Source organism: Mesorhizobium sp. M0894 (assembly GCF_040319725.1).
Lineage (GTDB): Bacteria > Pseudomonadota > Alphaproteobacteria > Rhizobiales > Rhizobiaceae > Mesorhizobium.
Genome location: NZ_JAMYOG010000024.1, coordinates 40,909 through 61,398 on the forward strand (window position 1 = coordinate 40,909; position 20,490 = coordinate 61,398).

Genomic DNA, 20,490 nt, shown 5'->3' on the forward strand with positions numbered 1-20,490 from the left:
GATGAGCCTTGACAACAGACCGGTGTATACGGGCGGCTGCCAGTGCGGCGCAGTGCGCTTCCGCGTCGAAGGCGCGCTCGGCGATGCCTCCGTCTGCCATTGCCGCATGTGCCAGAAGGCGAGCGGCAATTTTTACCTGCCGCTGGTCTCGGTGCGCGGCGCAGGACTCGACTGGACGCGCAGCGAGCCCAAACGCTTCCGCTCGTCCAATGCGGCGTTGCGCGGTTTCTGCGCCGAATGCGGCACGCCGCTGACCTTCGAAGCGACCGACGGCGTGGCGCTCGCCATCGCCGCATTCGACCACCCCGAGGAGATCGCGCCGACGATCCAATGGGGTGTCGAAGCCAAGCTCCCCTATGTGGATCATGTCCACGAATTGCCCGGTGAGGAAACGATGGCCGACGTCTCGTCTGCCTCCTATCTCGCCGACCTCGTCTCCTACCAACATCCCGACCATGACACCGAACAATGGCCGCCGGAGGAAAGATCATGACCGAAACCGTTCGTACCGGCGGCTGCCAGTGCGGCGCCGTGCGCTTCCGCATCCACGGCGCGCTCGGCCGCCCCTCGATCTGTCATTGCCGCATGTGCCAGAAACAGTTCGGCTCGTTTTTCGGCGCGCTTGTGACAGTGCCGAGCGACGGCGTCGAATGGCTGCGCGAGGAGCCGAGTTACTTTCAGTCGTCGGTCAACATCGATCGCGGCTTCTGCGCCCGCTGCGGCACGCCGCTGACCTACCGCCAGCCCGGCGCGCTCGAGATCGCCATCGGCGCCTTCGACGACCGTTCCGATCTGGCGCCGCAGATCCAGGTCAACTACGCCGCCAGGCTGCCTTGGGTGGAGACGATCTTCGACGCGCCAATCCACGACGATCCGGATTTCTACGCGCGACAGGAGTCAATCATCTCCTTCCAGCATCCCGATCACGAGACGGCCAACTGGCCGCACCAGGGCCTGAAACTATGAGCAGCGAATTCCGCACCCTCTATCCCGAGATCGAGGCTTTCGAGTCCGGCATGCTAGACGTTGGCGATGGCCATCAGGTCTATTGGGAGCGCTCCGGCACCCGCGGTGCCAAGCCGGCGGTATTCCTGCATGGCGGACCGGGCGGCACCATTTCGCCAAAGCACCGGCGGCTGTTCGATCCGACGCTGTACGATGTCATCCTGTTCGACCAGCGTGGCTGTGGAAAATCGACGCCCAATGCCTCGCTCGAAGCCAACACCACCTGGCATCTGGTCGCCGACATAGAGCGGCTGCGCGACATGTGCGGCTTCGACAAATGGCTGGTGTTCGGCGGCTCGTGGGGTTCGACGCTGGCGCTGGCCTATGCCGAGACACACCCCGAGCGGGTCAGCGAACTGGTCGTGCGCGGCATCTACACGCTGACCCGCGCCGAACTCGAATGGTACTACCAGTTCGGCGTCTCGGAGATGTTCCCCGACAAATGGGAGCGGTTTTTGGCGCCCATTCCGGAGGCTGAGCGCGGCGACATGATGGCCGCCTACCGCAAACGGCTGGTCGGTAGCGATCCTGTGGCGCAGGTCGAGGCCGCTCGCGCCTGGAGCCTGTGGGAGGGCGAGACGATCACTTTGCTGCCGGAACCGGAAACCAGCGGTCCCTTCGGCCAGGATGATTATGCCCTGGCCTTCGCCCGCATCGAGAACCACTATTTCGTCCATGCCGGCTGGCTGGAAGAGGGACAGCTGCTGCGTGATGCATGGAAGCTTAAGGATATACCGGGTAGCATCGTTCACGGCCGCTACGACATGCCGTGCCCGGCGCGCTATGCCTGGGCGCTGCACAAGGCGTGGCCGAAAGCGGATTTCCATCTGATCGAAGGTGCCGGCCACGCCTATTCGGAGCCGGGCATCCTCGACAGGCTGATCCGCGCAACGGACGTGTTTGCCGGGAAATGACGATGGCTCGCGAGCGCCTTTATCTGTTCGACACGACGCTGCGCGATGGTCAGCAGACGCCGGGTATCGACTTTTCCGTCGAGGACAAGATCGCCATCGCCAAGCTGCTCGACGAGTTCGGCATCGACTACGTCGAGGGCGGTTACCCTGGCGCCAATCCAACCGACACCGCCTTTTTCGCCGAGCGTCGCACGGCCGATGCCAAGTTCGTCGCCTTCGGCATGACCAAGCGGGCAGGAGTGTCGGCCTCGAACGACCCCGGCCTCACCGCGCTGGTCCAGTCGAAGTCGGATGCCATCTGCTTCGTCGCCAAGAGCTGGGACTACCATGTCCGCGTCGCGCTCGGCTGCACCAATGAGGAGAACCTCGAGGCGATCAAGGCCTCGGTCGAGGCGGCGCTCAGTGCCGGCAAGGAGGCGATGGTCGACTGCGAGCATTTCTTCGATGGCTTCAAGGCCAACCCCGATTATGCGCTGGCCTGCGCCAGGACGGCCTACGATGCCGGCGCGCGCTGGGTGGTTCTATGCGACACCAATGGCGGCACGCAGCCCTCCGAGGTGCGCGCCATCGTCGAAAAGGTGATCGCGGCCGGCATACCGGGCGACCATCTCGGCATCCACGCCCATGACGACACCGGCCAGGCGGTGGCGAATTCGCTTGCCGCCGTGGAGGCCGGCGTGCGCCATATCCAGGGCACGCTGAATGGCATAGGCGAGCGCTGCGGCAACGCCAATCTGATCTCGATCGTGCCGACATTGTCGTTGAAGCCTGCCTTTGCCGGCCGCTTTGCAACAGGCATTTCAGCGGAGGCGTTGACCGGTATATCGCGCTTGTCCCGCGCCTTCGACGAGTTGCTGAACCGTGCGCCGGAAGCGCAGGCCCCCTATGTCGGCGCCTCCGCATTCGCTACCAAGGCCGGCATCCATGCCTCGGCGCTGGCCAAGGAGCCGGCGACCTACGAGCATGTGCCGCCAGAGACTGTCGGCAACCGCCGCCGCGTCATGGTTTCGGACCAAGGCGGCAAGGCGAATTTCATGGCCGAGCTGAAACGGCGCGGCATCGACATGCCCCGGGACGACCATCGCCTCGACGCGCTGATCGCCGTGGTCAAGGAGCGTGAGGCGGAGGGCTACGCTTACGAAGGCGCCGACGCCAGCTTCGAGCTTCTGGCGCGCAAGATGCTGCATGGCGTGCCGGAATTCTTCCGCGTCACTTCATTCCGCTGCATGGTCGAGCGCCGCTTCGACGCCAACGGCCAGCTGAAGACGGTCTCGGAGGCGATTGTGAAAGTGCTGGTCGAGGGCGAGGAGAAGATGTCGGTCGCCGAAGGCCATGGCCCGGTCAACGCGCTCGACATTGCGCTGCGCAAGGATCTCGGCAAATTCCAGAGCGAGATCGCCGATCTCGAGCTGGCCGACTTCAAGGTGCGTATCCTCAATGGTGGCACCGAGGCGATTACCCGCGTGCTGATCGAATCGCATGACGGCACCGGTGCGCGCTGGTGGACGGTCGGCGTCTCCGAAAACATCATCGATGCTTCGTTCCAGGCGCTGATGGATTCGATCGTCTACAAGCTGATGAAGAACCGCGACATGGCCGGGCTGATCGCGGCGGAGTGAGGAAATGGGCTTCACGATAAGCTGGGTCGCATTCAATGGTCTGCCACTCGCGAAGGCAGCGCTGGCTTTCGGTCTGGCTCAGAGCGGACAATCGGACGAGGTTTTTGATTTTGACTACAATGGCGTGACGGTTGGTCAAAATTGGTCTGTCGTCATTTTTAACGACGTGAACATGGACCTGGTGGACGAGAAGCGCCTGGCTAACCTTTCGACGGGCAGGGACATTGTCGTCGTTCACAATATCGATACGGTCATGCTGCAATGGGCGGAACAGTGGCGCGACGGGCACGAAGTCTGGAGCATACGACACACCAGCGCAGACGGTGCGCGCAACCTGGAAGCGACAGGAAACCTTCCATCCTGTTTCGAGGAGATCCGCCGCGAGCGCTTCGCAGATCAGGATCGCGAGGACGCAGGTGCTGCCGCCATAGACTTTATCGCCGATATTCCGATCGAGGTGGCAGAATGCGTGACGGGCTTTCGTCACGACACCGTTGGAGCGGAATTCATGGAATTGGTGCCTGCGCCCGGCGAGACCAAATGACTGCGGGCTTCGCGCATTTCAATGAACTGGTGAAAACTCCGGGTTCTTGAACCATCAGCGAGACTCCATTGATCCATCAGAACTTTGCGATGGTCTTGCCGGGGCCGCTGGCGCATAGCCTTGGGCCATGGCTACCCAAGTACTTCAAATCGAGGCCGATACCAAAGCTCGTCGCGGCTTCTTGCTGGCGCTCGGCGCCTACCTGCTTTGGGGGCTGCTGCCCTTCTACATGAAGGCTGTCGCGCATCTGCCGCTGGCCGAAGTCATCGCCCACCGCATCGTCTGGTCGGTGCCGATCGCGGCCGCCGTCCTGGTCTGGGCGGGCCGCACTGCCGATTTCAAAGCGGCCGTTCGTTGGCCGCGCATCATTTCGATGGCGCTGCTGACGGCGGCGCTGATCTCGGTCAACTGGGGCATCTATGTCTGGGCGATCGCGGTCGACCGCACGATCGAGACCGCGCTTGGCTATTACATCAACCCGCTGGTCAGCGTCGTTGTCGGCGCGCTGCTGCTCGGCGAACGGCTCGACCGCCTGCAGATCGCGGCGGTGGTGCTCGCGGCAATCGCCGTCGCGGTGCTAACCATCGACGCTGGCAAGCTGCCTTGGGTGTCGCTGGTGCTGGCCTTTTCCTTTGCCGCCTATGGCTTCTTCCGCAAGACGCTGCCAATTGGTCCAAGCCAGGGCTTCCTGCTCGAAGTGCTGCTACTGTCGGTGCCGGCGCTCGGCTACATCGTCTTCCTGATCGCCACAGGACAGGATCATTTCGTCTCCAGCTCCTTGAACGACACCGCCTTGCTGGTCGGCTGCGGACCGGTCACCGCCGTGCCGCTGCTGTTGTTTGCGTTCGGCGCCAGGCTGCTGCGCCTCTCCACCATCGGCATCATGCAATATATCGCGCCGACAATCGTCTTTTTGATCGCGGTGCTGATTTTCGGCGAACCCTTCGGCAGCGTTCAGGCCATCGCCTTCGGCCTGATCTGGGCGGCGCTGGCGATGTACTCCTGGTCGATGTTTTCTTCGGCGCGCAAGACCGTCGCCGCATCCGCTCGATCCGCGTAACGAAGAAAGGCGGCTGGCGGGCCTAATGCCGGCAGCCGCCTCTTTCACGGTCGCTCAGCGCTTCGGCCCGAAGCCTGGATAGGGCTGCAGCGGCACGACGGCGGCAATGTCCATCATGCCAGCCTTGACCAGCGGCAAGGTTGCGAGATGGCTGCGCACGTCGGCATCGCTGCCGGCCTCGAACATCATGCCGCTGCCGGGAATGTCGCCTCGATTCCACACCTGACGCACGGCGCCTTCGGCATAGAGCGTGCGGCGCTGCTCGGCCTCGCCGGGCAGCAGAGGCGCGAAATCGGCGTCGGTGAACTTTTCGGTGTTGCGCACAAGAAGGGCAAAGAACTGCATCGGAATCTCCTGATGTTGGCCGTTGGAATGGCGAAAATATTCGCTTCGGCTGGCCAGACAGTCCAAGACTGATTAGGCTAAAGTTGAGACCTCACGGGACTTGAGCATCGGAGCAACAATGTTCGACCTGCGCCAGCTCCGCTATTTCATCACGGTGGCCGAAACCGGCAATGTCGGGCGTGCCGCCGAATTGCTCCACATCTCGCAGTCGCCGCTCAGCCGCCAGATCATGCAGCTGGAGCAGCAACTGGGCATCACATTATTCGAGAGGGCGAGGCAGCGTGTTCATCTCAATCCCGAAGGCCGCGCCTTTCTTACCGAGGCGCGTGCGCTGCTGGCCCATGCAAGACGGCTGGAGGAGCTCGGCCGCAATCTCGCCAGCGGTACGGTCGGCCGTCTCGCCATCGGCTATGTCGAAGGTGCGGTCCATGCCGGGCTTGTCGCTCGGATGCTGCGCCAGTTTCGCCGCGACCGGCCCGAATTTCATCTTCAACTGAAGGGCCAGCGTTCCGCCGCGCAGATCGAAGCGCTGCGCGAACGATCGCTCGATCTGGGCCTCGTCTACACGCCTCCTTCTGCCGACGATCCCGACATCGCCGCCTTGCTCATCATGCGCGAGCCTCTGGTTCTGGCGATGCCGGAAAGCGATCCATTGGCCGAAATCGCGGAGATACTGCCGCAGCAACTGGACGGACGCACCTGGATCACGGTGGTGCGCCAGCCTGACGACACCAACCGCAGCCAATTTCTCGCCGCCTGTGCGAAGGCCGGTTTCCTGCCCGACATAGCCTATGAGACGACCGATCCGTTGACGTCGTTGGGCTTGGTCAGCGCCGGGCTTGGGCTGGCGACGGTGCAGGCCAGCCTGCGGAGTGCCGCGCCGCCTCAGATCGTGTTTCGCGATCTGCCGTGGTTCGAACGCACCGTCTCGATCCATCTCGCCTGGCGACGTCAGGACAAGCGGGCGGTCATCGCGGACTTAAGGAAGGCAGTAGGGAAGGAGTTAATGAAGGAGTTAATAGTGAATAGTGAATAGTGAATAGTAAAGTACAACACCTTCCGAACCGGCGCGCGTGTCTATCCCTACTCCCTACTCCCTACTCCCTCTACATTTTATCAATCACCGACTGCACGCCCTCCGTCGGTGCATCGACGGAGGATCCCGCCACCATGATGGCGGCTACGATCGCTTCCGGGTCCTCGACCACCAGCGGCTTGACCCGCTGCGCGGTGTGGATGAAGCCTTCCGTTGCCATGTGGTCGAGCAGCGCCAGCATCGGATCCCAGAACCCTCCGACGTTGCCGAAGACGATCGGCTTACGATGATGTCCGAGCTGCGCCCAAGTCATGATCTCGACGATCTCCTCGACGGTGCCGATGCCGCCGGGCAACGCCACAAAGGCGTCGGATTTCTCGAACATCCTGTGTTTGCGCTCGTGCATGTTGTCGGTGATGACGAGCTCGTCGAGCCGGTCAAGCGCGGTTTCGGTCGCCTCCCGGTTGATCAGAAAACGTGGAATTATGCCCGTTACCTTGCCGCCGGCCTTTAATGCCCCTTCAGCGACGGCACCCATGATACCTTTAGTGCCGCCGCCATAAATCAGACGCAGGCCGGACTTGGCGATCGAGCGGCCAAGCAGGTGTCCGGCCTTGATATAGGTTTCATCTCGGCCCGGGGACGAGCCGCAATAGACGCAGACAGATCGAATCGTGTTCATGTTATGATTGGTGATAGGGACTATTGGCATGGTCAAGCCCCGGAGCGGGCTTTTTCTTGTCGGCTTTGGCAAAACAGGCTAGACCGAAATTAGGTGGCTAAGGGGCAGGGAAACATGGCAATTAATCCATTGAAGGCGTTTTTGTTCGCGGCTGGCGGCTCCGTCGCTGCGGCGGGAACCGCCTATGTATCGGGCGCACTCGACCCGTATCTCAATTCCACCCCGCCTGCGGAGGTCGCGGCGCCGCCGGCTTCGAAACCGGTCGCTCCGGCAACCGAGGGGCGGCTGCCGTCTGCGCCCGCCGCGTCCACCGATGCGGCGACGCCCGCCGCGCCGGCCGCTGCAGGTGCGATCGTGCCGACCTTCGACATCGTGCGCGTCGAAAGCAACGGCTCGATCGTCGTCGCCGGCAATGCAGCGCCCAACGCCAAGGTCGAGATTCTCAACGGTTCGACTGTGCTCGGCTCGACGATCGCCGGTCCCGACGGCGCCTTTGCCATTATTCTCGACGATCCGCTGAAGCCCGGCGACTATACGATCACGCTTCGCTCTACGGCCGACAATGTCGTGACCGCCTCGGCGCAGACCGCCGTCGTTTCGATTCCCCAGAATTCCACCGGTCAAGTGCTGGCAATGGTCGAGGAGCCGGGCAAGCCGTCCGAACTGCTCACTGTTCCTGCCCCTGAGGCAAAATCTGACGCCTCGCCGCCAACCGGCGAACAGGCGGCCGTTCAGCGACCCGCCACCGGCACCGAATTGCCGCCTGCCGCAGCGCCGGCGCCGATCGCTCCGGCGGCTGATGTTCCAGCAGCGCCTGCCGCGCCGGCCGCTGTTGAAGCCGCGCCGGCTCCGGCAGCGCCCGCCACACCGGCAGCGCCTGTTGCTCCCGCGGCAGAGCCCAAGATTGTCGTCGAAGCCGTCGAAATCGACGGCAACAAGATTTTCGTTGCCGGCCTCGCCGATCCCGGCCGCAAGGTACGCGCCTATGCCAACGATATCCTGCTCGGCGACGCGAAGACCTCGCCCGACCGCCACTTCCTGGTCGAAGCGACACGCGACATCCCGGTCGGCACCTACACCATCCATGTCGACGCACTCGACGCCGACGGCGTGACGGTGGTGGCTCGTGCCGCCGTGCCGTTCGAACGCGAGCCGGGCGAGGCGGTTGCTGCCGTCGCGCCGGCCGCGCCAAAGCCTGCGGAGATAAAACCAGCCGAGCCGAATGTTCCAGCGACCGAAGCCGCGCCGACGCCCCCTGCGGCCCCCATTCCTGCCACCGAGGCCCCGGCCGAAATGGCCGTCGCGACGCCTCCGGGCGAAGCTCCCGAGACCGTGGGCCCCAAGCTCGAACATGCCGATGGCGCAGTCATCATCCGCCGCCACGACACGCTGTGGCGGATTTCGCGGCGGGTCTATGGCCAGGGCATGCGCTACTCGACCATCTATCTCGCCAACCAGGACCAGATCAGCAATCCGAACCGCATCTGGCCGGGGCAGGTGTTCAAGGTGCCGGAGAAATCGAAAGAAGGCGAGCCCGCCGATCTCAAGGCAATGGGCGACCAGATGACGACGGCGCCAGTCAAGACTGAGTAGCCGTTCTGCCCATCAGGATAGCTTGCGGCAGGGCCAGTCATCGTTTATCGCCGATGGACGATGACTGAATCCTCTCTCGTAACGGACCGACGCCGCGCGGCAGATGAACACGCGCCGGCCAACTGCACGCCGGCCAACTGTACGCCGGATAGCCGCTCCGTCGCTGTCCGGCTCGCGGCCCTTTCGCATCCGGCGCGGATCGAAATTCTCAAACACCTTTCCGCAAGCCGTTCCTGCTGCTGTCGCGAGGTCGTCGAGCATCTCGACCTGGCGCAGTCCACCGTTTCCCAGCATTTGAAGATTCTGGTCGAAGCCGGGCTTATCCGCTTCGAGCCTGACCGCCAGCGCTCGCGCTATGAGCTCGACCGTGCTGCGCTCGCCGATGTTTCCGCGTCGCTGGCCGCGCTGGTCGATTCCTGCTGCTCCGGCCGCTAAGATATAAAAAGGTAAACAAGAATGGCCGAGAAAACCGTTTCCGCCGATTCCGGCTCGACCTTCAGAACGTTGCGCAATCTCTGGCCCTATATGTGGCCGGCCGACCGCGCCGACCTGAGGGCGCGGGTGGTGTGGGCAACCGTGCTGCTGGTTGCCGCCAAGCTGACCCTGGTGGCCGGACCCTATTTCTTCAAATGGGCGACCGACGCACTGGCCGGCGACGCCAAATCTCCGCCGCCGCTGCCGGCCTTCCTGCTGGCGCCGGTCATGCTGGTCGTCGCCTACAATGCCGTGCGGCTGGTGCAGCTCGGCTTCAACCAGTTGCGCGACGCCCTGTTTGCACGGGTCGGCCAGCATGCCGTGCGCCGGCTCGCCTTCCGCACCTTCGTACACATGCATGAATTGTCACTGCGCTTCCACCTCGAACGGCGCACCGGCGGCCTGTCGCGTGTCATCGAGCGCGGCACCAAGGGCATCGAGACGATCGTCCGCTTCACCATGCTGGCGACGGCGCCGACGATTGTCGAATTCGCGCTCACCGCCGGCATCTTCGCCGTCACCTATGGCTGGCTTTACGTGCTGGTGATCGCGGTCACGGTCTGGCTCTATGTCTGGTTCACCGTCAGGGCGAGCGATTGGCGTATTTCGATCCGCCGAGAGATGAACGACAGCGATAATGAAGCCAGCACGAAGGCGATCGATTCGCTGCTTAACTACGAAACAGTCAAATATTTCAACAACGAAGCCATGGAGGCCGAGCGCTTCGACCGTTCCACGGCGCGCTATGAGGTGGCGGCGACCAGGACCTGGACCTCGCTTGGCTGGCTGAACTTCGGCCAAGGCGTGATCTTCGGCATCGGCATGACCGTCGTCATGGTGCTGTCGGCGCTCGAGGTGAAGGCAGGCACGCAGAGCGTCGGCGATTTCGTCTTCGTCAACGCCATGCTCATGCAGCTTTCGGTGCCGCTGAATTTCATCGGCATGATCTACCGCGAAATTCGCCAGGGCCTGACCGACATCGAAAACATGTTCGATCTGCTCGACGTCAAGCGCGAGATCGTCGATCGGGCGGGCGCCAAGCCACTGGTCGTCGATGCCGGCAAGGTCGAGTTCCGTGACGTGCATTTTTCCTACGACCCCAACCGCAAGATCCTGAAGGGCATCAGCTTCGAGGTGCCGGCCGGCAAGACGGTGGCCATCGTCGGCCCCTCCGGAGCCGGAAAGTCGACCATTTCGCGGCTTTTGTTTCGTTTCTACGACATTCAGCGCGGCAAGATTCTGATCGACGGCCAGGACATTCGCGACGTCAAGCAGGAGAGCTTGCGCGCCGCCATCGGCATGGTGCCGCAGGACACGGTGCTGTTTAACGACACCATCGCCTACAACATCCGCTACGGCCGCATCGGCGCCAGCGAGGAGGATGTGCGCAAGGCGGCAGAACTGGCCCAGATCGGACCGTTCATCGAGCGGCTGCCCGACGGCTATCGCTCAATGGTGGGCGAGCGCGGGCTGAAACTGTCCGGCGGCGAGAAGCAGCGGGTGGCGATTGCCCGCACCATCTTGAAGGCACCGCCGATCCTGATGCTCGACGAGGCGACCTCGGCGCTGGACAGCCACACCGAGCAGGAGATCCAGGCGGCACTGGACCTGGTCAGCCAGGGCCGCACCACCCTCGTCATCGCCCATCGACTGTCTACAGTGATTTCGGCCGACGAGATCATCGTCCTGCAGGACGGCCAGATCGCCGAGCGCGGCACCCATGCCGCCTTGATGGCCAAGCGCGGCCTTTATGCATCGATGTGGGACCGGCAGCGCGAGGCAAGCGAGGCCGAGGAGCGGCTGCGCATTGCCCGCGAAAGCGACGAGTTCGGCGTCGTCGTCCGCCGCCGCACCTCGGAGGTGAGCTGAAATTCGTGCTTGACCTCAACTTAAGTTGAGATCGTAGGCCGTTTTGGATCGCAGCAAGATGCGTCGTTCAAAAACGGAGACAATCGATATGAATGGGATAAATCAGGCAGTTAGTGGCGGCAGCGTATTCCGGGTGGACAAGTTTGTCGTTCCGGCCAACGCTCGCGAGGAGATTCTTGCCAAGGTCCGGATGACGCATGAATTGCTGCGCCAGCAGCAAGGGTTCGTCCAGGATTTCCTGCTCGAGCAATTCTCGGGGCCGGGGGAGTTCAACCTCGTGACCATTGTCGAATGGGAAGGGCAGGCCGCTGTCGATAAGGTCGTGCCGATCATCAAGGCCGCGCATGAGCGCATCGGCTTCAATCCTCAGGAGACCATTGCGCGACTTGGCGTCAGGGCCGATATCGCTAATTACCAGCGGATTCCCGCGGTGTAAGCTCTCTATGGCCAGCCTGCTCCCGGCGCGGTAGCCTCGATGCTGAGCACCTGGCCGGTACGGGCATCGCTGATCATATGTTCGAAGCCGCGCCATTCGGCGGCCACGATGAACAGCGTTTTTCCCTCGCTGCCGCCGAGCATGCAGGCAAAACAGCCGCGATCGACGTCGACGCTTTCGAGCATTGTGCCGCCCTCGCGCACCCGCACGCAATGCCTGTTCGGAACGTCGGCGTACCAGGCGGCACCTTCGGCATCGAGGCAGATGCCGTCGGGAAAACCGTTGCCAAGATTGGCCCAGACTCTCCGATTGGAAAGGTGGCCATCGGCAGCGATGTCGAAGGCGGTCAGCCGGTTGGCGTGGGATTCGGCAACGACAAGCGTCTTGTTGTCGGGCGTCACTGCCATGCCATTGGCGAAGGCGAGATTCTCAGCCACCTGCCGAGCCGAGCCGTCCGGTGTAACCAGCACGATGGTGCCGGGGCCGAAATGCTGGCCGGAAGCCGGAGCCGGCCCACCACCATTGACGTAGATGTTGCCGCGCCCGTCGACGACGATCTCGTTCCATGGACACTTCGACAGATGTCTCAGATCGGCATGGGTGACCAATGTCCCGTCAGCCTCCTGCCTGAGGATCAGCCCTTCGCGGCCGGACACGACAAGCAGCCGCCCGTCCGGCAGCCAGTCGATGGAGTAGGGCAGGGTGGCCGGCACGATGAGCGCGATCTCGCTGTTGCCTAGGGCGTCAATGGCGATGATCTGGCCTGTGCCCCAGTTGCAGAACCACAGCCGGCCATCGTGCCAGCGAGGCGACTCGCCAAAGGCCAGACCGTTCATCACCACTTGCGCTTGCCTGGCTGCTGATTTCTGCATGGGCCGAGAACCTCCGGGTTTGCGCAAATCGTCACGGCCGAAAGGCCGATGAGAGGCGCTGTCTTGCCAAGGACGGGCGTGGGGGCTTCGTGCCGACAATCGCAATCAACATATTTCCGGTTGACCACTTCGGCAGTCCGGATGCTGCCAAGGACGCCCCTGAGGCGGCACGACCGCCAACACCCGACCGCCTGATTGTCGCGTTGCGGCGAAGGGGTGTTTCCGCTATTGAGGCCGGACTTGGAACCAAGGTTGCCCTCATCCCATGAGCCTCGTTGACACGATCAAAAATGCGTTCGTTCCGATCCATCGCGAGGGTTATCCCTTTATCGCTGCGTTCGGCGCGGCGACGCTTTTTCTTGGCTATTTCTCCTCGACCCTGTTCTGGATCGGTCTCATTCTGACCGCGTGGTGCGCTTATTTCTTCCGCGATCCCGAGCGTGTCACGCCGATCGACGACCGGCTGGTTGTCAGCCCGGCGGACGGCATCGTCTCGGCCGTCGGCCCGGCCGTGCCGCCGCGCGAGCTTGGCCTCGGCGGCGGCGAAATGACCCGCATCTCGGTATTCATGAATGTCTTTTCCTGCCACGTGAACCGCGCCCCGGTGCGTGGCCGCATTTCCAGGATCGAGCATCGGCCAGGAAAATTCCTCAACGCCGAACTCGACAAGGCAAGCACCGAGAACGAACGCAACGGGCTGGTCATAGAGAGCCCCAACGGCACGGTGGCTGCGGTGCAGATCGCCGGCCTGGTGGCGCGGCGGATCGTCTGCTGGGCCGAGACCGGCGGCGCCATCGGCACCGGCGAGCGCTTCGGGCTGATCCGCTTTGGCTCGCGCGTGGACGTATTCCTGCCCTCGACGGCGACGCCGCGCGTTGCCGTCGGCCAGACGGCGGTAGGCGGTGAGACGGTGCTGGCGGAATTCGGCGGCGTTGCCGCAACGCCGCTCGTGCGGATCTCCTGACCGGTGGCCCCGCCGTTCAAGAAATTCGAGGCGCATGGCGGCGGCGGCCCGCGCATCCGTGAAATCCCGATGCGCATGGTGCTGCCCAATCTGGTCACCGTGCTTGCCATCTGCGCCGGCCTGTCCGGCATCCGCTTCGGCTTCGAAGGCCGCTTCGAGCCGGCGGTGGTGATGGTACTGCTCGCCGCCTTCCTCGATGGTATCGACGGCCGCCTGGCGCGAATGCTGAAGGCGACCTCCAAATTCGGCGCCCAGATGGATTCGCTGGCCGATATCGTCAATTTCGGCGTGGCACCGGCGCTAGTGCTTTATGCCTTTCTGCTCGACAGGGCAGGTTCGCCGGGTTGGATCGCGGCGCTGCTGTTTACCATCGCCTGTGGGATGAGGCTTGCCCGCTTCAACGTGCTCGACGAAGAGCTCGACCGTCCGCAGTGGCAAACCGAATATTTCGTTGGCGTGCCGGCGCCGGCGGGTGCGGTGCTGGTGATGCTGCCGCTCTATCTGTTCTTCCTCAGGCTTGGCCTTGAACCCAGCCGCCTGGCGGCCTTCATTGCCACCGGCTTTACAATATTGGTGGCGTTCCTGCTGGTCAGCCGACTGCCCGTCTATTCCGGCAAGAGCGTCAGGATACCGGGCGACAGAGTGCTGCCGATCATCCTCGCAGTCGTCCTCTACGTCCTGCTTTTGATGACCTATCCCTGGTATACGCTGACGGCTTCGGTTGCCGGCTATTTGCTGTTTTTGCCATTCAGCGTGCGCGCCTATTCCAGACGCGCCAAGCGCGAAGGCGAGAAGGTACCGTCCTCGGACATCGGCTGACAGATTTGGTGCCAATTTCGCACGCGGCGCTGTGGAACGCCCTTCAAAACCACGTTTTCGGAACTTGCTGGGCGCCTGACCGTTTGTGTCGGTAGGTCCGTTTGAGCGACTGCTCGTGATCGTCAACGTCGCGCAAGCTGCCGCATCGGGCCCAGAATCATCGGAATACGAGAAATGGCTGTCATCTTCATTGGCGCATTACTGACTGTCGCCGGCCTCGTATATATGGCGGTTGCAGCCATCATGCGCGGGCGGCTCAGTGAGCCGGCCGCTGTCTCCACCGCGCCGGATAGCCCGAGGCCCAATCTCGCAACACCAGGTCCGACTCTGGAGCCGCGGCGGCGCGGGCTCCGTTTTCTCGGCTTGTCACAGAATTGGCCGGGCCTGCTGATGATGGCCGTCGGCGTCATTCTGCTGTTATCGGTAGTGGTCCTCTAGAGTTTTGGAAAGGTCTGGAAAACCTCAGGCGGCAGCGCTCAGTCCCAGCCTCTCGAGCGCCAGCTTTCTTGTCGAGACATAGTCGGTCTTGCCCGAGCCCAGCACCGGGATTTCCTCGACCTTGACGATGTCGTTCGGTACCATCAGTTCGGCCGCCCCGGCCTTCTTGCCGAATTCGCGCAATTCGTCGGGATTGGCACTGTCGGCGGTGGTGACCAGGACGAGGCGCTCGCCGCGCCGTCTGTCCGGCACCGCCACCACGGCGTGATGCTCTTCCGGCCACAGCGACTGCACCAGCATCTCGACCGCACCAAGCGATACCATCTCGCCGGCGATCTTGGCGAAGCGCTTGGCGCGGCCGCGAATGGTGATGAAGCCCTCGCGATCGACCGAGACGATATCGCCGGTGTCGTGCCAGCCTTCGAGCGGCTGTAGCTCGCCCGGCCGATCGGCGGTCATGTAGCCCATCATCAGGTTCGGCCCGTCGAGCCACAGCCGGCCGGCGTCGCTAATGCCTTCGACCGGTTCGAGTTTCATGCGCATGGCCGGCAGCAGCCGCCCGACCGTGCCGTCGCGACCGTGGATGGCGGTGTTGACGGCAACCACCGGTGCGGCCTCGGTCAAGCCAAAACCTTCGATGATCTCGGCCTGGAAGCGTTCGCGATAAACCCGGCGCGTCTCCGGCTTCACCGCCTCGGCACCGGCGACGACAAAGCGCAGGCTGGAAAAATCGCCGTCCTTGGCGGTGCGGGCATAGTTGGCGAGGAACGTGTCGGTGCCGAACATCACCGTTGGCCGGACCTTGCGCGCCACCTCCGGAATAAGCTTGTAGTGGAGCGGTGAGGGGTAGAGGAACAGTTTTACGCCGGTGACCAGCGGCAAGATGGTGCCACCGGTCAGGCCGAACGAGTGGAACACCGGCAGCACGTTGAGCAGGATGTCGACCGGCGAGATGGTGATGCGGGCTTCGGCCTGCATGGCATTGGCAAGAAGGTTCCGGTGCGACAGCACAACTGCCTTGGGTGTGCCTTCCGAGCCGGAGGTGAACAGGATCACCGCCGGCTTGGCTGCATCCTGGCGCTGCAACGGCCATCGCCACAGCAAGGCGGCAGCGAGCTTGTCCAGCACGGTCACGCTTGCGCGAACATCCTCCAGCCACAGCAGTTTCGCTCCGCCCTTTTCCACCGCCTCGACTATGTCGGCGAGGTTGGCCTTTTCGACAAAGGCGCGTGAGGAGACCACGGTGCGGATCACCGCCGTGCGGATGGCGGCGGTGACGCTCGCTGGGCCGGCGGTATAGTTGATCATTGCTGCCACTCGCCCAGCCGACAAAACACCGACGAACGCCAGCACGAGGCCATTGGCGTTGGGCAGGAGCAGCCCAACCGCTTCGCTCGGCGCTGTCATTGCCTCGAAGCGGCGGCCCAAAACCCTGGCACCGATAAACATTTTCCGGTAGCTCAGCGCACCGCCGATGATGTCTTCGATAATTGGGTGCGAAGCGCCGACACGGTCGGCGGCGTCACGCATGGCAAGGAACAGCCCTCGGTCGAGATCACTGCCAAAAAGCCTGGCCTCGGCGAAGCGATCGAACAGCGCATTGGTATTGGAGGCCTGATTGGGGTTCCGCGCCACCAGCTCGGCGATGGTCATCGGCTGCAGCGCGCTGATCGACAGCTGCGGGAACCAGTGGCGCGGCGCCTTGTCTGCCGGCGTCAGCGACGCCGGCAGGCTGCGCGCGCCGGCAACGAAGATCGGCACGATGCGAGCGTCGGCCTGCATGGCGATACGGGTGATGGCGCGGAACAACCGAAACGACTTGACGTCGGGCTCGACCGCATTCGGCAGGTAAACGGCGAGCCGGCCCTTGCCCTTCAGCACCCGCACCAGTCTGCGGCTGACGAAGACATGCTCGGCGTTGAAGGCGATGGTGCGGCCAAGCTCGCGCCATGGTTCCAGCCAAGGCGATCTGGCCGAAGCCGGGTCGAGGATGTGCAGCGTGTCCTCCGGCAGCAGCGACAGCATCAGCGCCGGCTCGAGGCGCGACTGATGCCAGACGACGTAGATGATCGGGGCCGCCGACTTGCGGGCAATCTTGATGCGCTCGTCGTTGATGCGGTAGGCGAGCTTGAACGGCACGTAGAGCAGCGCCTGGCTCAAGCGCAGGCCGAGGCGGAACTTCTCCACCACGCCGATCAGCAGCCAGGCCGTGACAAGACCCGCAAGCAGCGCCAGTGTCAGGATCATCGCCGCATCTCCCAACAATCTCACGTCGCGGCTCTTCAGTGGCCGCTTCGGGTGAGAACCTAGCCGAAGTTGGATCAACGTCAATGCGGCTTCATTTTTCCGTCTCTCCTGCTATCAGTGGGCTCGGCTGCCTTCTCCACAAATCGCAGCTACGCCGCCTTCATCCTCCCGCTTATGAAGCGGAATTCCTGCGTCTTGCCGCCAAAGCCATACGCGGCCGCTGACACTTCGTGCACGAGGGCATAGCTTTCCTCATGGATCTTGCCTAGCAGCCGGCCGAATGCGGCAAAAATTGCCTGGAGATAGGCCTCCAGTTCGAGCTTGGTGTTGGTGCCGTCGACGACCTTGATGTCGAGCCAAGCCGTGTTGGCGCCGTGCTGGGCCAGCGACTTGCCGCCGGCGAACCAGTGCTCGGGGTCGAGATAGGAAATCGCGACAGCTGTGATCGTCGCGTCCTTGCGCAGATGCGTGGCCGTCAGTTCGGTCACCTCCTTGGCAATAGCGGCGGACAAAGCGGCATCGGGCTTGCCGGTAACGCTGACGTTGATGATCGGCATGTTTCTTCTCCTCGGTTTCAAGCGGCGTCTCTTCGCCGTCGAGAAAATCATGCCATCGTCCTTGCGTCAGAAAAATCGAATTGTTTTTGATAAATACTTTGATATTGTCGAACTATGCAGGCGCTCGATCCCGACCTCCTCAAAACTTTCCTCGCTTTCGTCGATAGCGGCTCGCTGGCGCAGGCTGCGTCGATCGTCGGCCGCTCGCCGTCGGCGGTGACCGCGCAGATGCAGCGGCTGGAGGATGTAGTCGGCGAACCGCTGCTGGTGCCGCAGGGGCGAGGGCGTGGCCTGACGCCGGCGGGCGAGGATCTGGTCGGCCACGCGCGGCGCATTCTTGCTGCGCACCGCGAGGCGTGGCTGGCCCTCAAAGGGGCGCATGCCGATGGGCGCGTCGCCATCGGCACGACGCAGGATTTCGCCGACAGCGGCTTGCCGCAGCTTCTCAGGGCCTTCGCTGTCAGCCATCCGCGCGTCAGGATCGAATTGCGCGTCGGCCGCTCCGCCGAACTGGCGCAGGCTTTGCAAGCCGGCACCCTTGATCTGGCTATTGCCATGCGACAGGTGCCGACGCGGGACGAAGTCGGCGTGCTCAAGGAGCCAATGATCTGGCTTTGCTCACAAAACGGCTTGGCCACCCGCCAGGAGGAATTGCCCTTGGCGCTGCTCGATCCCCATTGCGGGTTTCGCGATGCAGCGACCAGTGCACTGGATGCGGCCGGCCGCCACTATCGCATTGCTGCCGGTAGTGCCAGCCTTGCCGGCCTGCGTACGGCGGTACACGCTGGCATCGCTTTGACGTTGAGGACGGCGCGCTTCGCTCATTCCGGCATCGTCGAGGCGCCGCGCGATCTTGATCTGCCGCTGGTGCCGGTCGCCGAATTCGCCATCCGCTTGCGTGAGGATGCCGACCGGCCGGCGCAGGATCTGGCCGCGTTGTTCAGCGGCAACCTGGGCTTGGCCAGTTGAGTCAGCAAAGAAAAAGCCGACCTTGCGGTCGGCTTCTGAGTAGGACGGGCCGAGGGGTTTGGGGGGACTTGGGGGTGGCCCGTCGCAGCCATAATGCCTGAGTCCGATGATGGTTCCATGACTTTTCAAATTTATTTTCAGGCACGGATTTCGCGTGATCGGACCTCCAACTCGCCCTCGGGCGTGGCGAGGATTTTGGTCATGCATCCGCTGCGCGCTGCCTGGCAATCAGCCAGTCACGGCCGGCGTGAGCGAACACCGCGCAAAGCACGATTGCGCCGCCGACCATGCTGGCCGCCGGCGGGATCTCCGCCAGGAACAGGAAGGCGAACAGGATCGCGAATGGCACTTCGGCCGAACCCAGCAGTCCGGACTCGGCCGCCGGAATGAGCCGGGCGCCCTCCGTCCACAGGATCGAGGCAAGCGCGAACGAGGAGCCGAAGGTGGCTAGAAGCAATGCGTCCCTGGCCGAGACGGCCAGCGGATCGGTGACGAACCAGCCGAGCACGAACAAAAGGAATGCCGACACCGCACCCGCCCACACCACCGGCGTATCGCGGAAGGTGCGCACCATGATCATGTAGAGGGCGCTGCCGATCGTCATCAGCAGCGCCAGCCCGTCGCCGAACAGATGGCCGGTGCCGAAGCCCGACCAGACCATGATCGCCACCCCGCATAGTGACACGGCAGCGGCAGCAAGCGTCTGCAGCCGGAACGGTTCGCGGACCAACAGGAGGGCCAGCAGCGCGGTGACGAAGGGGGCGGTGGCATAGATGATGGCGACATTGGCGACAAAGGTGAACTTGAACGCCGAGATGAAGGCGATGCTGGCGAGCGCCCCCTCGATCGCCAGCAGCCAGCCGCGCCAGCCGAGCCGCAGGCTGTCGCGACCGCCGGAGCGCTGGCGGCGCCATAGCACATAGAGGCTGATCAGGATCGAGCCGACGAAGCCGCGCCAGCAGGTGATGGTCAGCGGGTCGGAATGGATCGATTTGGTCAGCACGCCGGTGAGGCCGAAGACGGCCGCCGACGCCGAGACCAGGATGATGCCAAGGGTACGTTCGCGGGCGCTTTCCACTGTGCCTGACATGTCCAGCGATTCCGTCATTTCACCAGCCTACGCTGCCCCGTCCTGACACCATAGTGTCAGCTTGATCGAGGCGTCGTGCATCGAAACAGCAGACCGGCAGCCCCGGTGAACAGGCTGCCGGCGAAGCCCTTTCGCGGGTTTCCAGGATGGCGTTATCGGCCATATGTCCGGCGGCCTTACGAATGTGTTGCGAGAGAGGGTGTGAAGGCGTTGGATGCTCCCCGTATCGTCAGGCTATACGGGCGAAACCCTGCCAAGCGCTACGCCAGCGGGGACTTGCGTTTGGGGCAGGCGACACCGCCGTTAAGCAGCGAAGCCAGGCAACTATGGGAGAGAAACGAAAATGGACGCGATTGCATTGAAGGCCATGCAGGCGCCGCTGAAGGAGGCCTATCGCGACGACGCCTCGCGCGCGCTGATTACTCTCCGCGCCAAAGGCTCGATCGACGACCAATCGATCGCCTGCAAGGTCGAGACGGGCAGGGCGATCGCCATTGCCGGGCTGCATCCGGCGACCGGCGGCACCGGGCTCGAACTCTGCTCCGGCGACATGCTGCTGGAGGCGCTGGTGGCTTGCGCCGGCGTCACGCTGAAGGCGGTGGCCACGGCGCTGGAATTCAAGCTTGGGGCCGCCACGGTGGAAGCCGAAGGCGATCTCGACTTTCGCGGCACGCTTGGTGTGGCAAAGGATGCGCCGGTTGGCTTCCGCGCCATCCGGCTGACCTTCGGCCTCGACACAGACGAGCCGCAGGAGCGCGTCGATGCGCTGATCAAGCTGACCGAGCGCTACTGCGTCGTGTTGCAGACCATCAGCCAGAAGCCGGAGCTGACGGTAAGCGCACGACGCTGATGCTGCCAATCTCTCCCCTTGAGAGGCCTTTGCACAGAATCGGATTGGTGATTCTGTGGCGTGGTCGCTACGGGAGATTCGCGGATGGTTGATCGTGTGCTTGGTCA

22 protein-coding genes are annotated in these 20,490 nt (G+C 63.3%); 16 read left to right on the top strand and 6 right to left on the bottom strand.

Features of this window, described 5'->3' with window-relative positions:
- The first annotated feature begins 1 nt into the window (after window position 1).
- The 6 genes from NKH91_RS29080 to rarD all read left to right on the top strand — a co-directional run bounded on the left by NKH91_RS29080 (window position 2) and on the right by rarD (window position 5,142).
- Window positions 2-493 (top strand): GFA family protein, encoded by a 492-nt coding sequence (locus NKH91_RS29080; protein WP_352494860.1) that lies wholly within the window; start codon window positions 2-4, stop codon window positions 491-493.
- Window positions 490-966: a GFA family protein gene (locus NKH91_RS29085; RefSeq protein WP_023719860.1), complete on the top strand. Its 477-nt coding sequence runs from the start codon at window positions 490-492 to the stop codon at window positions 964-966. Before NKH91_RS29080 ends, NKH91_RS29085 begins: the two co-directional genes overlap by 4 nt.
- On the top strand, window positions 963-1,919 hold the full coding sequence (pip, locus tag NKH91_RS29090) for a prolyl aminopeptidase (protein ID WP_023719859.1): 957 nt from the start codon (window positions 963-965) through the stop codon (window positions 1,917-1,919). Before NKH91_RS29085 ends, pip begins: the two co-directional genes overlap by 4 nt.
- Window positions 1,916-3,538 carry a citramalate synthase gene (gene cimA / locus NKH91_RS29095; RefSeq protein WP_198030508.1) on the top strand — a complete coding sequence of 541 codons (1,623 nt, stop codon included), beginning with the start codon at window positions 1,916-1,918 and terminating at the stop codon, window positions 3,536-3,538. Before pip ends, cimA begins: the two co-directional genes overlap by 4 nt.
- A 4-nt stretch (window positions 3,539-3,542) precedes the next feature.
- A complete protein-coding gene (locus NKH91_RS29100) occupies window positions 3,543-4,082 on the top strand; it encodes a hypothetical protein (RefSeq protein WP_051409686.1) in 540 nt (179 codons plus the stop codon).
- Window positions 4,083-4,209: 127 nt separating this feature from the next.
- Window positions 4,210-5,142, top strand: coding sequence for an EamA family transporter RarD (gene rarD, locus NKH91_RS29105; protein WP_352848728.1), 933 nt, complete (start codon window positions 4,210-4,212; stop codon window positions 5,140-5,142).
- Between the two features lie 54 nt (window positions 5,143-5,196).
- On the opposite strand, the gene NKH91_RS29110 is transcribed toward rarD, so the two are convergent.
- On the bottom strand, window positions 5,197-5,487 hold the full coding sequence (locus tag NKH91_RS29110) for a muconolactone Delta-isomerase family protein (RefSeq protein ID WP_023719855.1): 291 nt from the start codon (window positions 5,485-5,487) through the stop codon (window positions 5,197-5,199).
- A gap of 118 nt (window positions 5,488-5,605) precedes the next feature.
- Between NKH91_RS29110 and NKH91_RS29115 the strand changes: the two genes are divergently transcribed.
- Window positions 5,606-6,523, top strand: coding sequence for a LysR family transcriptional regulator (locus NKH91_RS29115; protein ID WP_352481839.1), 918 nt, complete (start codon window positions 5,606-5,608; stop codon window positions 6,521-6,523).
- 70 nt (window positions 6,524-6,593) lie between these two features.
- Here NKH91_RS29115 and NKH91_RS29120 read toward each other — a convergent pair whose 3' ends face one another.
- Window positions 6,594-7,205: an LOG family protein gene (locus NKH91_RS29120; RefSeq protein ID WP_023719853.1), complete on the bottom strand. Its 612-nt coding sequence runs from the start codon at window positions 7,203-7,205 to the stop codon at window positions 6,594-6,596.
- A gap of 114 nt (window positions 7,206-7,319) precedes the next feature.
- Here NKH91_RS29120 and NKH91_RS29125 point away from each other — a divergent pair, with 114 nt between their 5' ends.
- The 4 genes from NKH91_RS29125 to NKH91_RS29140 all read left to right on the top strand — a co-directional run bounded on the left by NKH91_RS29125 (window position 7,320) and on the right by NKH91_RS29140 (window position 11,577).
- Window positions 7,320-8,798 carry a LysM peptidoglycan-binding domain-containing protein gene (locus NKH91_RS29125; RefSeq protein ID WP_352848725.1) on the top strand — a complete coding sequence of 493 codons (1,479 nt, stop codon included), beginning with the start codon at window positions 7,320-7,322 and terminating at the stop codon, window positions 8,796-8,798.
- Between the two features lie 60 nt (window positions 8,799-8,858).
- On the top strand, window positions 8,859-9,233 hold the full coding sequence (locus NKH91_RS29130; RefSeq protein ID WP_352494862.1) for an ArsR/SmtB family transcription factor: 375 nt from the start codon (window positions 8,859-8,861) through the stop codon (window positions 9,231-9,233).
- 21 nt (window positions 9,234-9,254) lie between these two features.
- Entirely contained in the window at window positions 9,255-11,141 is a 1,887-nt protein-coding gene (locus NKH91_RS29135) for an ABCB family ABC transporter ATP-binding protein/permease (protein WP_352814829.1), read from the top strand.
- Window positions 11,142-11,229: 88 nt separating this feature from the next.
- Entirely contained in the window at window positions 11,230-11,577 is a 348-nt protein-coding gene (locus NKH91_RS29140) for a hypothetical protein (RefSeq protein WP_023719849.1), read from the top strand.
- A gap of 5 nt (window positions 11,578-11,582) precedes the next feature.
- Here the strand turns inward: NKH91_RS29140 and NKH91_RS29145 are convergent, their stop codons facing one another.
- Window positions 11,583-12,449 (bottom strand): SMP-30/gluconolactonase/LRE family protein, encoded by an 867-nt coding sequence (locus NKH91_RS29145; RefSeq protein WP_352814831.1) that lies wholly within the window; start codon window positions 12,447-12,449, stop codon window positions 11,583-11,585.
- 265 nt (window positions 12,450-12,714) lie between these two features.
- Here NKH91_RS29145 and NKH91_RS29150 point away from each other — a divergent pair, with 265 nt between their 5' ends.
- From NKH91_RS29150 to NKH91_RS29160, 3 genes are all read left to right on the top strand, one after another.
- Window positions 12,715-13,413, top strand: a complete 699-nt coding sequence (locus NKH91_RS29150; protein ID WP_023719847.1) for a phosphatidylserine decarboxylase — start codon at window positions 12,715-12,717, stop codon at window positions 13,411-13,413.
- A gap of 3 nt (window positions 13,414-13,416) precedes the next feature.
- Window positions 13,417-14,232: a CDP-alcohol phosphatidyltransferase family protein gene (locus NKH91_RS29155; RefSeq protein ID WP_023719846.1), complete on the top strand. Its 816-nt coding sequence runs from the start codon at window positions 13,417-13,419 to the stop codon at window positions 14,230-14,232.
- Between the two features lie 174 nt (window positions 14,233-14,406).
- Window positions 14,407-14,670, top strand: coding sequence for a hypothetical protein (locus NKH91_RS29160; protein WP_352848721.1), 264 nt, complete (start codon window positions 14,407-14,409; stop codon window positions 14,668-14,670).
- Between the two features lie 24 nt (window positions 14,671-14,694).
- On the opposite strand, the gene NKH91_RS29165 is transcribed toward NKH91_RS29160, so the two are convergent.
- Window positions 14,695-16,917 carry an AMP-binding protein gene (locus NKH91_RS29165; RefSeq protein WP_352848718.1) on the bottom strand — a complete coding sequence of 741 codons (2,223 nt, stop codon included), beginning with the start codon at window positions 16,915-16,917 and terminating at the stop codon, window positions 14,695-14,697.
- A gap of 149 nt (window positions 16,918-17,066) precedes the next feature.
- Window positions 17,067-17,474: a tautomerase family protein gene (locus tag NKH91_RS29170; RefSeq protein ID WP_352848715.1), complete on the bottom strand. Its 408-nt coding sequence runs from the start codon at window positions 17,472-17,474 to the stop codon at window positions 17,067-17,069.
- Between the two features lie 114 nt (window positions 17,475-17,588).
- Between NKH91_RS29170 and NKH91_RS29175 the strand changes: the two genes are divergently transcribed.
- Window positions 17,589-18,443: a LysR substrate-binding domain-containing protein gene (locus tag NKH91_RS29175; RefSeq protein ID WP_352848713.1), complete on the top strand. Its 855-nt coding sequence runs from the start codon at window positions 17,589-17,591 to the stop codon at window positions 18,441-18,443.
- A gap of 199 nt (window positions 18,444-18,642) precedes the next feature.
- Here NKH91_RS29175 and NKH91_RS29180 read toward each other — a convergent pair whose 3' ends face one another.
- The gene (locus NKH91_RS29180) at window positions 18,643-19,551 is read right to left on the bottom strand and encodes a DMT family transporter (protein ID WP_352848710.1); all 909 of its coding nucleotides are present in this window, start codon (window positions 19,549-19,551) and stop codon (window positions 18,643-18,645) included.
- Between the two features lie 325 nt (window positions 19,552-19,876).
- On the opposite strand from NKH91_RS29180, the gene NKH91_RS29185 reads away from it, so the two are divergent.
- Window positions 19,877-20,383, top strand: a complete 507-nt coding sequence (locus NKH91_RS29185) for an OsmC family protein (RefSeq protein WP_352848708.1) — start codon at window positions 19,877-19,879, stop codon at window positions 20,381-20,383.
- Window positions 20,384-20,490 lie beyond the last annotated feature (107 nt).